The sequence below is a fragment of the Streptosporangium becharense genome (genome assembly GCF_014204985.1).
Classification (GTDB): domain Bacteria; phylum Actinomycetota; class Actinomycetes; order Streptosporangiales; family Streptosporangiaceae; genus Streptosporangium; species Streptosporangium becharense.
Map to the genome: position 1 here is coordinate 3,480,457 of NZ_JACHMP010000001.1, position 12,951 is coordinate 3,493,407.

A 12,951-nucleotide genomic window follows, 5' to 3' on the forward strand; every position below is an offset into this window, starting at 1 on the left:
CAGCCGAACGGAGATCCCGACAACAACCGTACAGAATCACATTCTGTCAGCCGGTCTCGGTGAGCGGTTGCCCGGCTGCGGCCGGGCGGGGCGGCGGCCGCCCGGGGGCGGCGGCCAGGCGGTGAAGCGGCCGGGCGGCGGGGCGGGATCAGCGGCCGGGGTCGGTGGGCTTGGCGGACAGGCCGGTGCAGCCGCGCAGGTCCTTCCAGCCGGCGATGGCCTGCTGCCTGCTCGTCCCGGTGAGCGGGATCGGCACCCCGCCCTGGATGGTGGCCGGGGTCCATTCGTCCTTGAGGACCTTGCGGCCGTCGATGGTCAGGGTGAGCACGCCGGTCTTCCCGGTCTCCGGGCCCCAGTTGTAGAAGACGAAGTTGCCCAGGCCGTAGTTGACGTAGCTGCTCTTGAGGTAACCGCCGCCGAGCAGGATGTGGGCGTGGCCGCCCACGATGACGTCCGCGCCGGCGGCGACCAGCTTCGGCGCCAGGCCGCGCTGGGCCTCGTTCGGGCATTTCTGCAGCTCGGTGCCCCAGTGCAGGTGGACGATGACGGTGTCGGAGTTCCTGCGTGCCCGGCGCACCTCCTGGATCAGCCTGGCCTCGTTCTTGGCCGAGGCGAGACCGCCCTTGTCACCGGCGGCCGTCCACGCCTGGATGAACTCGGAGTCGAGCACCTGGGTGGCGCCGATGATGGAGATGCGGTTGCCGTTGACGGTCGTCCGCCACGGCTTGTACGCCTCGTCCTCGTTCGCACCCACGCCGACGACCGGGAACCTGGAACGTTCTATCGCGGCCAGGGAGTCGGCGAGGCCGCTCTGCATGTAGTCCATGCCGTGGTTGTTGGCCATCGACGCGACGTCCACCCCGGCGGCCTTGAGCGCGGTCAGCGCGCTGGCCGGGGCACGGAAGGTGTACTGCTTGCCGGGGGCCGGGGTGCCGCCGGTGGTGATCGCGGTCTCCAGGTTGATCATCGCGAGGTCGGAGCGCTTGAACACCTTGGCGATGGGGCCGAGCGCGGTCTTGGGGTCGGCGTTCAGCCTGGTCCGGAGCACGCCCTCGAAGTGCACGTCCCCCCCGAAGGAGATGGTGAACGGCCGGCGCTCGGGCGTCGCCTTGCGCGCGGGGGACGAGGATGTGGTGGGTTTCTCCGCGACGTCCGGCGGCGAGCCCGGGGCGGCCGACTCGGCCGGCGAGCAGGCCGCGGCGAACGCGGCTGAGACGATCATCGCGGTGGCGGCGGCGAGGCGGCGCGCAGTATACGTGTCCATCGGTATCTGAGGATGCCATCCCGGCGGCGTCCGGTGGGACAACTCGCCCCATCGGATTGCACTTCGCCAAATTTGAATCAGTCATATAGTTGAATCAGTCAGATTTGCCGCATAACGTATGGCCATGCGCGACGAAGACCGGCTTCGGCAGGCGGGCCTGCGGGTCACCGCGGCACGACTGGCGATCATGCAGACCGTGCGGGAGGGCGACCACCTGGACGTGGACGCCGTCCACCGCGGTGTGCTCAGCCGGGTCGGGCAGGTTTCCCTGCAGGCCGTCTACGACTCTCTGCACGCACTGCACCGTGCCGGGCTGCTGCGCCGGATAGAACCCGCGGGCAGTCCCGCCCGGTACGAGGCACGGATCGGCGACAACCACCACCACCTGGTCTGCCGCCGGTGCGGGAGGGTCACGGACGTCGACTGCGCCGTCGGCCACGCCCCCTGCCTCGACCCGGCATCCGACGCCGGATACCTGGTCGACGAGGCGGACGTCATCTTCTGGGGCGTGTGCCCCGACTGCCGTTCCGAAGACACTCGCTGAAGAGAACCCCTCCGGAGGAACGCTTCCATGAGCACCAGGCCCGTCACCACGACCGACGCGGGCATCCCCGCCCCCAGCGACGAGCACTCACAGTCGATCGGCCCCAACGGCCCCCTGCTGTTGCAGGACCACTACCTCATCCAGAAGATGGCCCACTTCAACCGGGAGCGCGTACCCGAGCGGGTGGTCCACGCCAAGGGCGGCGGCGCGCACGGCATCCTGCAGATCACCGAGGACGTCAGCCAGTACACCAAGGCGAGCCTGTTCACCAAGGGCAAGGAGACGCCCCTCTTCCTGCGCTTCTCCTCGGTCGCCGGTGAGCTGGGCAGCCCCGACACGCAGCGCGACCCGCGCGGCTTCGCGCTCAAGTTCTACACCGACCACGGCAACTACGACATCGTCGGCAACAACACGCCGATCTTCTTCATCCGTGACCCGCAGAAGTTCTCCGACTTCATCCACAGCCAGAAGCGCCGCGCGGACAACAACCTGCGCGACCACAACATGCAGTGGGACTTCTGGACGCTCTCGCCGGAGACCGCCCACCAGGTCACCTTCCTGATGACCGACCGCGGCACCCCGGCCTCCTGGCGCCACATGCACGGCTTCGGCTCGCACACCTTCCTCTGGTACAACGCGGGCGGTGAGAAGTTCTGGGTCAAGTACCACTTCAAGACCGACCAGGGCATCAAGAACTTCACCGACGCCGAGGCCGGCGCGGTCATCGCCCAGGACGCCGACTACCACATCCGCGACCTGTACGACGCGATCAAGGCCGGTGACCATCCGTCCTGGACGGTGAACGTGCAGATCATGCCGTTCGAGGACGCCGCCGACTACCGGTTCAACCCGTTCGACCTGACCAAGGTGTGGCCGCACGCCGACTACCCCGAGATCACGATCGGCAGGTTCGTCCTCAACCGCAACCCGGAGAACTACTTCGCCGAGGTCGAGCAGTCGGGCTTCGAACCGGCCAACCTGGTGCCGGGTATCGGGCCGTCTCCGGACAAGATGCTCCAGGGCCGCCTGTTCTCCTACCCCGACGCCCACCGCTACCGCATCGGCGCCAACTACCAGCAGCTGCCGATCAACGCGCCGAAGGTCCCCGTCCACAGCTACAACAAGGACGGCCAGATGCGCTTCGCCAACCCTGCCGACCCGGTCTACGCCCCCAACACCGTCGGCGGCCCCGCGGCCGACCCGGCGCTGTACGCGGGTGAGGACTACCACGTGGCCGGTGAGATCATCCGTTCCGCCTACACCCTGCACCGCGAGGACGACGATTTCGTCCAGCCCCGCGCGCTGTGGGAGAACGTCCTGTCCGACACCGACCGCGCACACCTGGTGAGCAACGTCGTCGGCCACGCCTCCGCGCCGGAGGTCACCGCCGAGATGAAGAAGCGCGTCGTGGAGTACTGGACCAACATCCACAAGGACCTCGGCCAGGGCGTCGCCCAGGGTCTGGGCATCGCCGCCGACTAGTCACCCCGTTCCCCGGGCCCGCACCCCCACCGGGGTGCGGGTCCGGGCCTTCCCATCGTCCCGGTCCACGGCCATGATGAGTTCATTCGCCGAACCCAGGAGTGCCGATGAGAACAGCGCACCGGACCTGTCCCCTCTGCGAAGCCGTGTGCGGCCTCCGGCTCACCCTGGACGACACCGGACGCGTCACGTCGGTCAAGGGCGATCCGGATGACCCGTTCTCCAGGGGGTTCATCTGCCCCAAGGGGGCGAGCCTCGGCCGCCTCGACGAGGACCCCGACCGGTTACGTGCCCCGATGGTCCGCACGGGTGACGAGTGGCGCGAGGCGGGCTGGGACGAGGCGTTCCGCGCCGTCGAGGCGGGCCTGCGAGACGTGATCGACACCCACGGCCGCCGGTCGCTCGCCGTCTACCTCGGCAACCCCAACGCCCACTCCATGGCCGGCGCCCTGTACGGCGCACCGCTGATCCGTGCTCTGGGCACCCGCAACGTCTTCTCCGCGGGCAGCGCCGACCAGATGCCCAAGCACGTCGCCTGCGGTCTGATGCTCGGCGACCCGTTGGCCGTCGCGGTGCCCGACCTCGACCGCACCGACTACCTGCTGATGCTGGGCGCCAACCCGCTGGAGTCCAACGGTTCACTCTGCACCGCCCCTGATTTCCCAGGCCGTCTCAAGGCGCTGCGCGGTCGCGGCGGCAGGCTCGTCGTCGTCGACCCGCGCCGGACCAGGACCGCCGCCCTCGCCGACGAGCACCTGTTCGTCCGGCCCGGCACCGACGCCTACCTGCTGTTCGGCATCGTCCACGTCCTGTTCGCCGAGGACCTCACCACCGTCGGCGTCGAGGTCGAGGGCCTCGCGGAGGTCGGGCGGCTGGCCGCGGACTTCGCCCCCGGGGCGGTCGCCCCGGTGTGCGGCGTGCCCGCCGAGACGATCGAGCGGCTGGCCCGCGAGCTGGCCGCGGCGCCCACCGCGGCCGTCTACGCCCGCATCGGCACCTGCACCGCCGAGTTCGGCACCCTCACGCAGTGGCTGGTCGACGTCGTCAACGTCCTGACCGGCAACTTCGACCGCCCCGGCGGGGTCATGTTCGCCAAGACCGCCGTCGAGACCGGTCGTAGGAGCAGACCGTACGTCACGGGCCGCTGGCGCAGCCGGGTCCGCGGGCTGCCGGAGACCAACGGCGAACTGCCGGTGGCCACCCTCGCCGACGAGATCGAGACCCCGGGTGACGGCCAGGTCATGGGTCTCGTGATGGTCGCGGGCAACCCGGTGCTGTCGGCGCCGAACGGCCCCCGGCTGGCCCGCGCCTTCGCCGGCCTGGAGTTCATGGTCTGCGTGGACCCGTACCTGAACGAGACGACCCGGCATGCGAACGTCATCCTGCCGCCGCCCCCGGTGATGCGGTCCCCGCACTACGACCTGTTGTTGCTGTCCTTCGCCGTGCGCAACTACGCGAGGTTCTCGCCGCCGGTGCTGCCGCCGGAGCCGGGGCGGCCGTCGGAGTCCGAGATCCTGGCGCGGCTGACGATGATCGCCTCCGGCCAGGCGGCGGACGCCGACCCGGCTGCGCTCGACGAACTGATCATCGACCAGATGCTCCGCCGGGCCACCGGGACGCCCGGCTCGCCGGTGGCGGGCAGGGACCCGGCGGACCTGCGCGCCGCGTTGGACGGCGGCAGCGGGGCCGAGCGGCGCCTGGACGCGATGCTCAGGCTCGGCCCGTACGGACTCTCCCTGAAGGAGCTTCTCGCCAACCCGCACGGCATCGACCTGGGCCCGCTCCAGCCCCGGCTGAAGGAGATCATCCGTACCGTGTCGGGGCGGGTGGAGCTGGCCCCGCCCCAGCTCGTGGCGGACGTGGCGCGGCTGCGCGAACGGCAGGCCGCACCCCCGGCGGAGATCGTGCTGATCGGCCGGCGCCACCTGCGCTCCAACAACAGCTGGCTGCACAACGTGGAACCGCTGGTGGGCGGCACCAACCGGTGCACCCTGCAGATCAACCCGTACGACGTGGACCGTCTCGGGCTCGGCGGGCACGCCGTGGTGCGCTCGGCCGCGGGTGAGCTCGTCGTACCGCTCGAACCCACCGAGACGATCATGCCGGGAGTGGTCAGCCTGCCCCACGGATGGGGGCACGCCGGAACCCCGCAGCGGGTCGCGGCCGGACACGCGGGGGTCAACGCGAACACGCTGACGGACGACTCCGTGATCGACGTCCCGTCGGGGAACGCCGTCTTCAACGGGGTCCCGGTCACGCTCCACCGTGCGTGACCGCCGCCCGGCGACGTCCGGCCGCACATGATCCCATGATCATCCAGAAAAGGGGGTGCGACGCGCACTAGGCTTGCGCGGGTGACCATCCCTCCAGCACAGGATCGCCTGCACGCTCAGCTCGCCTTCGCCATGGAGATCGACAAGCTCAGACGCGTCGTCCGCCGCAACACCCTCATGGACGGGTCGCGGAGAGAGAACGACGCCGAGCACTCGTGGTACGTGGGCATGCTGGCGATGGTCCTGGCCGAGCACGCCCCCCCGGGCACCGACATCGGCAAGGTCGTCGCGATGCTGCTCGTCCACGACATCGTCGAGATCGACGCGGGCGACACCTTCATCTACGACACCCCGGCGGTCGAGGTCCAGCTGGACGTCGAGCGCAAGGCCGCCGACCGGATCTTCGGCCTGCTGCCCGACGACCAGGCCGGACGGCTGCGTGCGCTCTGGGACGAGTTCGAGGAGCGCAGGACCCCGGAGGCGAAGTTCGCCAAGGCCCTCGACCGCATCGCGCCCATCATGGCCAACCACCACAACGAGGGCGGCACCTGGTCGCTCTACAAGGTGACAGCCGAGCAGGTGCTCGAAAAGGTGAAAATCATCGAGGAAGGGTCGCCCACCCTGGGCGAGTACGCCACCGAGCTCATCGCCCTGTCCGTCAGCCGCGGACATCTGGCGCGTGCATAACCCCTTTCCCGGGTAGGTCCCTATCGGTTGGGAAGGGGGCGATGGTGAAGGAAACAGTTAAAACAGGACGTAAGACTTTGCGACGTCTGATGCCTCCGGTCGACGTCACCGACCGGATCGAGCGGTCCACCGGTGCCGACAAACCGATCCGGATACTCGCCAAGGCCGTGCGCCGGCGGATCGGCCCCGGATGGCTGCGTGACCTGCTCCACGGGGTGCCTCTGGGCAAGCCGCTCCATCCACCGGTCGCCAACATCAGCCTCGGCTTACTGGCGGCGGCGACGGTGCTCGACGTGACCCGTTCCGACCCGAGGGCGGCGCGGGTGCTGATCGCCGGCGGCCTCGCCACCGCGATGCCCGCCGCCGCAGCCGGCATCACGGACTGGTCCGTGCTGCACCGGGAGCAACAGCGGATCGGCTTCGTGCACGCCCTCGCCAACCTCACCGCGCTCGGGCTCTACACCGGTTCGCTGGCACTGCGGCTGGCCGGGCGGGAACGCACCGGGCGTGCGCTGTCGTTCGCCGCGTTGAGCGCGTCGACCGTGGGCGGCTACCTCGGCGGCCATATGGCCTACCGGCAGGCGGCCGGCGCCAACCACGCCGAGTCGGTCAGCCATCTGGTCCCGCTGGGCTGGCACGACCTGTGCGACATCGCCGACCTTCCCGAGGGGCGGCCGGTGACCCGGCGGCTGGGCTACATCGACCTGTTCGTGCTGCGGGCCGGCGGGAACGTCACGGTGCTCGCCGACCACTGCGCTCACCTGGCCGGGCCGCTCCACCAGGGGCGCCTGGTCTCCGAGGACGGCACGGCCTGCGTGGTGTGCCCGTGGCACGGGAGCACCTTCCGCCTGGCCGACGGGGCGGTCATGCACGGCCCCGCCACCGCACCCCAGCCCTCCTTCCAGACCCGGATCCGCCGCGACGGCATCCTGCAGGTCCGCCCCGCGCAGACCTGACACCGGACCTGGGACCGGACCTGACGCGGTGTTCCGCGAGGACTCCCCGCCCGGCCCGGCGGGTCGTCCCGCTCGCGGCCCCGCCGCCGGCGGGGCCGCCCCGCCACCCGGATCGCCTGCGGTGCTGCGGTCTTCAGGCCGGGGACGAAGCGGACTCGCTCACGCAGCCGAGCGGGCATGCCGCAGCCGGGCAGGGGCCGGGGAGCGCGTCAGTCCGGCCCGCCGTCGGCGGGGTGCTCGACCAGGGCCAGGATCCGGCTGGACATGAACCGCGCGGTGCGTACGGCCGTGCCGCTGCGGGTCACCTCGCTCACCTCGACCACGCCGCCGCGACGGTTGGCCACCTCGACGCGGCGACCCGCGCGGGTGGCGATGACCTCGTAGGTGCGCGAGGAGTCCCCCGCGTCGATGACAACCTCTACTTTGTCACCCTTCATGGGTGTTTCATGCCCAAAAACCGGCAGGCTTAGCCGTACACCAGTTTGACGATCGCCACCACGCCCACGCAGACGATGAACGCGCGCAGCACCGGCGCGGGGAGCCGCCTGCCGACCTTCGCCCCGAGGAAACCACCGATCGCGGCGCCCAGCGCCACCATGAGCACCGCCAGCCAGTCGATCTCCGCGATCACGATGAACAGCGCGGCGGCGGCGGCGTTGACGAGCAACGCGAGCACGTTCTTGGCCGCGTTGATCCGCTGCAGGTCGTCGTCGAGGAAGCTGCCCAGCAGCCCGATGAGCAGCACCCCCTGGGCGGCGCCGAAGTAGCCGCCGTAGACGCCGCACGCGAAGACACCGGCCCACAGCCAGGGGCCGCCGTGCGGATGGACGTGCTCCCGCCGGGCGTTCAGCCACCGGTTGAGCCTGGGCTGGATCACCACCAGCACGCAGGCCAGGGCGATCAGCACAGGCACGACGACGTCGAACGCCTCCTCGGGGAGGTAGAGCAGGAGCACCCCGCCGATCAGCGCGGCCACGACCGTGGGAACGCCCAGCCGGACCAGCCGTCGGCGCTGGCCCCGCAGCTCCGCGCGGTAGCCGAGTGCCCCGGTCAGCGACCCGGGAACCAGCCCGACGGTGTTGCAGACGTTCGCGACGACCGGCGGCAACCCCAGGGCCACCATCGTCGGGAACGTGATCAGGGACCCCGAGCCGACCACGGCGTTGATGCCCCCGGCACCGATCCCGGCCGCGAAGATCGCGGCGGCCTCCCACGGCGTCATGCGTTTCCCCTCACTCGTGCGGCTCGCCCCGGCGGCGTGCGCACGGCACGCACCGGACGCCAGGAGGAGACGGGCGGCCACCCGGTGGCGGGGTGCCCCCGGCCGGGCCGGCGAGCCCGCGAGGCGGACGCCCGCCCCCGCCGGCCGCGGGAACGGCCGGCGGACCTCAGAACTCGTACGCCCGGGCGTACCAGCGGCCGTCGCGTCCCCGTTCCAGCGTGAGGGGGATGCCGAACGTGTGGGAGAGGTTCTCCGCGCTCATCACGTGCTCGATCGGGCCCTGGGCCACCACCGAGCCGTGCCGCAGCAGCAGGGCGTGGGTGAACCCGGCGGGCACCTCCTCCACGTGGTGGGTGACCAGCACCATCGTCGGCGCCTTCGGATCCTGCGCGAGGGTGGCCAGGCGACGCACCAGATCCTCGCGACCGCCCAGGTCGAGACCGGCTGCGGGCTCGTCGAGCAGCAGCAGCTCCGGGTCGGGCATCAGGGCACGGGCGATCTGGACCCGCTTGCGCTCCCCCTCCGACAGGGTGTTGAACCGGCGCCGGATCAGATGCGCGCAGCCCAGCTGGTCGATCAGCTCCACGGCGCGCGTGACGTCGTGGGAGTCGTACTCCTCCGTCCACCGCCCGAGGATCGCGTACGACGCCGTGAGGACCAGGTCGATGACCTTCTCGTCCGGCGGTACCTTCTCGGCCAGCGCGGCGCTCGCGAGGCCGATGCGGGGCCGCAGGTCGAAGACGTCACTCTGGCCGAGCCGCTCACCGAGGATCTCGACGACGCCTTCGGTGGGGAACAGCATCGCCCCGACCACCTGGAGCAGGGTCGTCTTCCCCGCGCCGTTGGGACCGATGACGACCCACCGCTCGTCCTCGTGAACGGTCCAGTCGATGTCCCGCAGCAGGACCGCCCCGTCCCTGCGGACGGCGACGTCCTGTAGCCGAAGCACCTGACCGCCCATGCGTTACGCCTCCTCGTTGTCGCTGGAACAAAACCTATTGCAGGACAAGCGCATATCGTGGATCGGTGCACCCTGATTCACCGATCTCGGCCACCCTGGTCTGCTGGGGCAACGCCTGGCTCACCGGACAGGTCGGCCTCGACGAGGCCGCCGACCGCGTGGAGCGGCAGGGCGGCCCCCAACTCGTCGCCGCGGAGACCGGCGACACCCCCCTGCGTGGCTTCCTCGCCGAGCTGCGGGTCGGGGGCATGACATCACTACGACTGGCCCTCCCCATCGCGGGCGACCCGCTCGGGCTCACCGGACCGCCCCCCTTCAACTCCGCGGCCATCGAGGCCGGGCAGGCGGCGATAGCCGTGCTCGGCGACAGATGCCTCGGCATGATCCCGGTAAAGGACCGTCGCGGGTCATCGTACGCCGGGGTGCGGTGGAGCGTGCTGGAGGCCCGGTGCACGGCACCCGACCTGCCCTCGCTGGCCGAGGCCGAACACGATCTGACCCGTGCCATGCGCGCGGCCACCGACGCGCTGCTCGGGGTCGCGGGCCCGGCCCAGGGCCACCGGCGGGTGCCGGCCATGGACGACGGCCTGGCCCCCGGCTACCCCGCCCGTGCCCATCGGGTCGCCGCCCTGGCGGCGCGTCTGGACGCGGCGCTGCGCGTCGCCGACGACCGGGGGATCACCTCGGGCCAGATCGCCGTCCGCGCTCAGGCCCTGCGTGACCTCGACCGGGCGGTGCGCCGGGCACGTGTCGCCGCCCATCACGCCATCACCGAACTCGTCTGAGGGCACCGGCGCCCCGTCGGCGAAGCCGGGAGGTCCGGCCCGCCGGGTGAGGCCGGGGGGTGTTCCCGCGGCCCGTCGGCGGGTCCGGACGGCGTTCCCGGCCCGTCGAATGAGGCCGGGCGTCCGGCCCCGTCGCGCGTCCCGGTCCCCTCAGGTGAGGCCGTTGCGCACCGCGTAGAGGGCGGCCTGGGTCCTGTCCTGCACGCCCAGCTTCATCAGCACGTTGGAGACGTGGGTCTTGACGGTCTTCTCGGCCACCGTCAGCTCCCTGGCGATCTCACGGTTGGACCGTCCGGACGCGATCAGTGCCAGCACCTGGCGTTCCCGTTCGGTCAGCGGTGCCACGGGCACCGCCGCAGGCGCGCCGGGAGCCGGGCCGGCACCACCGAGGGCGGGAGACACCCTAAAGACCGGGCCCGTGCCAGGTACCGGGGCCGGGGCTGGGGCTGGGGCTGACAGCATCGCCTCGGCGGCCTCCGGCGCCAGGAGCACCTGCCCGCCGTGGACCGCGCGGACGGCCTGGACGAGCGCGCCGGGCTCGACGTCCTTGTAGAGGAAACCCACGGCGCCGGCGCGCATCGCCGGGGCCACGTCCTCCCTGTCGCTGACGGAGGTCAGCACCAGCGCCTTCGACGACAGCCCGCGCTCCGCCATCAGGGTCAGCGCGCCGAGACCGTCCAGGACCGGCATCCTCAGGTCCAGGAGCAGCACGTCCGGGGCGAGCGACTCCACCAGGGCGACCGCCTCGGCGCCGTCGGCCGCCTCCCCCACCACGTCGAGGTCGTCCTGCAGGTCGAGGAAGGTACGCAGCCCCTGCCGGACGACCGGGTGATCGTCGGCGATCAGTACGCGGATCATGTCGGCACCTCCATCCGGATGAGCGTTCCCCGGCCGGGTTCCGAGCTGACCCGGACGCTCCCGTCGAGGGCCTGCGCGCGGTCGTTCATCGAGGCGATGCCCAGACCCCGCCCCGCGGCGGCGGACACGTCGAACCCCACCCCGTCGTCGCCGACCTCCAGGACGACACGTCCGCCCGCGCACCCCAGCCGGACGTGCACGGCCCGAGCTCCAGAATGCCTGGAGGCGTTGTGCAGCGCCTCCTGCGCGACCCGCAGCACGGCCACCTCCACCGCGGGTTCGAGCTCGCAGACGGGGGTCTCCTCGAAGGAGAAGACGGCCGGGTGGAGCCGGTCGAGCAGGCGCACGTGCTTGCGGAGCGTCTCGGCCAGGCCGTGCCGGTCGAGTTCCGCCGGGCGGAGCTCCACGATCACCGCGCGGAGCTCGGCCAGCGCCTCCCCCGCCAGCCGCTCCACCCGGTCGAGCTCCCGCAGTGCCCGGTCGGGGTCGCGGGTGACCAGCGAGGCGGCGGCCTGCGCGGTGAGGCGGAGCGAGAACAGCTTCTGGGTCACCGCGTCGTGCAGTTCCCTGGCCATCCGGGTGCGTTCCTCCACCAGCGCCAGCTCCCGGCCGCGCTCGTAGAGCCGCGCGTTGGTCAGCGCGATGGCCGCGTGCGCGGCGAACATGGTGAGCAACCGCTCGTCGGCCTCGGTGAAGCCGCCCGGGGAGTGCTTGTCGGACAGGAAGATGATGCCGAGCACCTGACCGCCGTCGAGGATCGGCACCCCGAGGAAGTCCTTCAGCACCGGATGCGCGCGCGGCCAGTACTCGAACCTGGGGTCCCTGCGGATGTCCGGCAGGCGCACCGGCGCGGCCTCGCGCAGCATCGCGCCGAGCATGCCGTGCTGGCGGGGCATGGGGCCGATCGCCTCCCACTGCTCGTCCGAGATGCCCTCGGCGACGAACTCGGCGAACGCCCCCTGGTCGTCGGGCACGCCCAGGGCGGCGTAACGGGCGTCCAGCAGCCGTCGCGCCGAGCGGACGATGACCTGGAGCACCTCCCGGACCGACAGGTGCCTCGTCACGGCCAGCACGGCGGAGCTCACCGCCTGCAGGACGGCGTCGCGATCCCCGGCCTCCGCGCTCATGGAGAAACTCTAGGCGCCGGTGCGCGCCGCCGCGTTACGCCATCGGTCCTAGGTCCATGAGCCCGCGCGGAACCGGTCCCGGGGCCGAGGCGCGCGCGGCTCTCCGGTTCCTACCGTCGGACCATGACGAACACCGCGCTCATCACCGGCGCCTCCCGCGGTCTCGGCCTGGCCCTGGCCCGCTCCCTCGCCGCCGACGGCTGGAAGCTCATCCTCACCGCCCGCGGCCGGGACGCACTGGCCCGTGCCGCGGACGACCTCGGCGCCCTCGCCCTGGCGGGCGACGTCGCGGACCCGGCCCACCGCGACCGGCTGGCCCGGGCCGCACGAGACCTCGGCGGGCTGGACCTGCTGGTCAACAACGCCTCGGGACTGGGCCCGGTTCCGATGCGCCCGCTGGCGGACTACCCGGTGGACACGCTGGAGGAACTGCTGCGGGTCAACGTGCTGGCCCCGCTGGCGCTGATCCAGGCGACCCTGCCCGGCCTCAGGGAGCGGCGCGGCGCGATCGTCAACGTCTCCTCGGACGCGGCGGTGGAGGCGTACGAGGGCTGGGGCGGATACGCCGCGACCAAGGCGGCCCTGGAGCGGCTCTCCCACGTGCTGGCGGTGGAAGAGCCGGACGTCGCGGTCTGGTGGTTCGACCCGGGCGAGATGCGCACCGCCATGCTCGCCGACGCGGTCGGCGCCGAGGAGGCCGCGACGGCCCCCGCCCCGGAGACGGTCGTGCCCACGCTGCGGCGGCTGGTCGCCGAACGCCCGGCCAGCGGGCGGATCAGACACCGGTGAACG

At 71.7% G+C, this 12,951-nt stretch carries 13 protein-coding genes; 7 read left to right on the plus strand and 6 right to left on the minus strand.

What is annotated here, in order from left to right; all coding sequences use genetic code 11:
* Nucleotides 1-148 precede the first annotated feature (148 nt).
* Entirely contained in the window at nt 149-1,264 is a 1,116-nt protein-coding gene (locus tag F4562_RS15065; RefSeq protein ID WP_184537511.1) for a CapA family protein, read from the minus strand.
* Nucleotides 1,265-1,388: 124 nt separating this feature from the next.
* Between F4562_RS15065 and F4562_RS15070 the strand changes: the two genes are divergently transcribed.
* The 5 genes from F4562_RS15070 to F4562_RS15090 all read left to right on the plus strand — a co-directional run bounded on the left by F4562_RS15070 (nt 1,389) and on the right by F4562_RS15090 (nt 7,206).
* Nucleotides 1,389-1,808 (plus strand): Fur family transcriptional regulator, encoded by a 420-nt coding sequence (locus tag F4562_RS15070; protein WP_184537510.1) that lies wholly within the window; start codon nt 1,389-1,391, stop codon nt 1,806-1,808.
* 27 nt (nt 1,809-1,835) lie between these two features.
* A complete protein-coding gene (locus tag F4562_RS15075; protein ID WP_184537508.1) occupies nt 1,836-3,290 on the plus strand; it encodes a catalase in 1,455 nt (484 codons plus the stop codon).
* Between the two features lie 107 nt (nt 3,291-3,397).
* A complete protein-coding gene (locus F4562_RS15080; protein WP_184537506.1) occupies nt 3,398-5,563 on the plus strand; it encodes a molybdopterin-dependent oxidoreductase in 2,166 nt (721 codons plus the stop codon).
* Nucleotides 5,564-5,695: 132 nt separating this feature from the next.
* Nucleotides 5,696-6,250 (plus strand): HD domain-containing protein, encoded by a 555-nt coding sequence (locus F4562_RS15085; protein WP_246474042.1) that lies wholly within the window; start codon nt 5,696-5,698, stop codon nt 6,248-6,250.
* 77 nt (nt 6,251-6,327) lie between these two features.
* On the plus strand, nt 6,328-7,206 hold the full coding sequence (locus tag F4562_RS15090; RefSeq protein ID WP_246473437.1) for a Rieske (2Fe-2S) protein: 879 nt from the start codon (nt 6,328-6,330) through the stop codon (nt 7,204-7,206).
* Between the two features lie 209 nt (nt 7,207-7,415).
* Here the strand turns inward: F4562_RS15090 and F4562_RS15095 are convergent, their stop codons facing one another.
* From F4562_RS15095 to F4562_RS15105, 3 genes are all read right to left on the minus strand, one after another.
* Nucleotides 7,416-7,643, minus strand: a complete 228-nt coding sequence (locus F4562_RS15095; RefSeq protein ID WP_184537501.1) for a DUF8836 family protein — start codon at nt 7,641-7,643, stop codon at nt 7,416-7,418.
* A 29-nt stretch (nt 7,644-7,672) separates the two neighbouring features.
* Nucleotides 7,673-8,428, minus strand: coding sequence for a sulfite exporter TauE/SafE family protein (locus tag F4562_RS15100; RefSeq protein ID WP_184537499.1), 756 nt, complete (start codon nt 8,426-8,428; stop codon nt 7,673-7,675).
* A 166-nt stretch (nt 8,429-8,594) separates the two neighbouring features.
* A complete protein-coding gene (locus F4562_RS15105) occupies nt 8,595-9,389 on the minus strand; it encodes an ABC transporter ATP-binding protein (RefSeq protein ID WP_184537497.1) in 795 nt (264 codons plus the stop codon).
* A 65-nt stretch (nt 9,390-9,454) separates the two neighbouring features.
* On the opposite strand from F4562_RS15105, the gene F4562_RS15110 reads away from it, so the two are divergent.
* A complete protein-coding gene (locus F4562_RS15110) occupies nt 9,455-10,174 on the plus strand; it encodes an Rv1486c family protein (RefSeq protein ID WP_184537496.1) in 720 nt (239 codons plus the stop codon).
* A gap of 150 nt (nt 10,175-10,324) precedes the next feature.
* Here the strand turns inward: F4562_RS15110 and F4562_RS15115 are convergent, their stop codons facing one another.
* Nucleotides 10,325-11,032, minus strand: coding sequence for a response regulator (locus tag F4562_RS15115; RefSeq protein WP_184537494.1), 708 nt, complete (start codon nt 11,030-11,032; stop codon nt 10,325-10,327).
* Complete coding sequence (locus F4562_RS15120; protein WP_184537491.1) at nt 11,029-12,159, minus strand: GAF domain-containing sensor histidine kinase; 1,131 nt, start codon at nt 12,157-12,159, stop codon at nt 11,029-11,031. The genes F4562_RS15115 and F4562_RS15120 overlap by 4 nt, the downstream gene beginning before the upstream one ends.
* Before the next feature lie 123 nt (nt 12,160-12,282).
* Between F4562_RS15120 and F4562_RS15125 the strand changes: the two genes are divergently transcribed.
* Nucleotides 12,283-12,948 carry an SDR family NAD(P)-dependent oxidoreductase gene (locus tag F4562_RS15125; protein WP_184537489.1) on the plus strand — a complete coding sequence of 222 codons (666 nt, stop codon included), beginning with the start codon at nt 12,283-12,285 and terminating at the stop codon, nt 12,946-12,948.
* Nucleotides 12,949-12,951 lie beyond the last annotated feature (3 nt).

What these genes read in the sequence shown, in the direction of transcription:
- F4562_RS15120 (WP_184537491.1), bottom strand. Translation starts at nt 12,159, where the DNA reads ATGAGCGCGGAGGCCGGGGATCGCGACGCCGTCCTGCAGGCGGTGAGC.
- F4562_RS15070 (WP_184537510.1), top strand. Translation starts at nt 1,389, where the DNA reads ATGCGCGACGAAGACCGGCTTCGGCAGGCGGGCCTGCGGGTCACCGCG.
- F4562_RS15065 (WP_184537511.1), bottom strand. Translation starts at nt 1,264, where the DNA reads ATGGACACGTATACTGCGCGCCGCCTCGCCGCCGCCACCGCGATGATC.
- F4562_RS15125 (WP_184537489.1), top strand. Translation starts at nt 12,283, where the DNA reads ATGACGAACACCGCGCTCATCACCGGCGCCTCCCGCGGTCTCGGCCTG.
- F4562_RS15105 (WP_184537497.1), bottom strand. Translation starts at nt 9,389, where the DNA reads ATGGGCGGTCAGGTGCTTCGGCTACAGGACGTCGCCGTCCGCAGGGAC.
- F4562_RS15115 (WP_184537494.1), bottom strand. Translation starts at nt 11,032, where the DNA reads ATGATCCGCGTACTGATCGCCGACGATCACCCGGTCGTCCGGCAGGGG.
- F4562_RS15075 (WP_184537508.1), top strand. Translation starts at nt 1,836, where the DNA reads ATGAGCACCAGGCCCGTCACCACGACCGACGCGGGCATCCCCGCCCCC.
- F4562_RS15100 (WP_184537499.1), bottom strand. Translation starts at nt 8,428, where the DNA reads ATGACGCCGTGGGAGGCCGCCGCGATCTTCGCGGCCGGGATCGGTGCC.
- F4562_RS15085 (WP_246474042.1), top strand. Translation starts at nt 5,696, where the DNA reads ATGGAGATCGACAAGCTCAGACGCGTCGTCCGCCGCAACACCCTCATG.
- F4562_RS15080 (WP_184537506.1), top strand. Translation starts at nt 3,398, where the DNA reads ATGAGAACAGCGCACCGGACCTGTCCCCTCTGCGAAGCCGTGTGCGGC.
- F4562_RS15095 (WP_184537501.1), bottom strand. Translation starts at nt 7,643, where the DNA reads ATGAAGGGTGACAAAGTAGAGGTTGTCATCGACGCGGGGGACTCCTCG.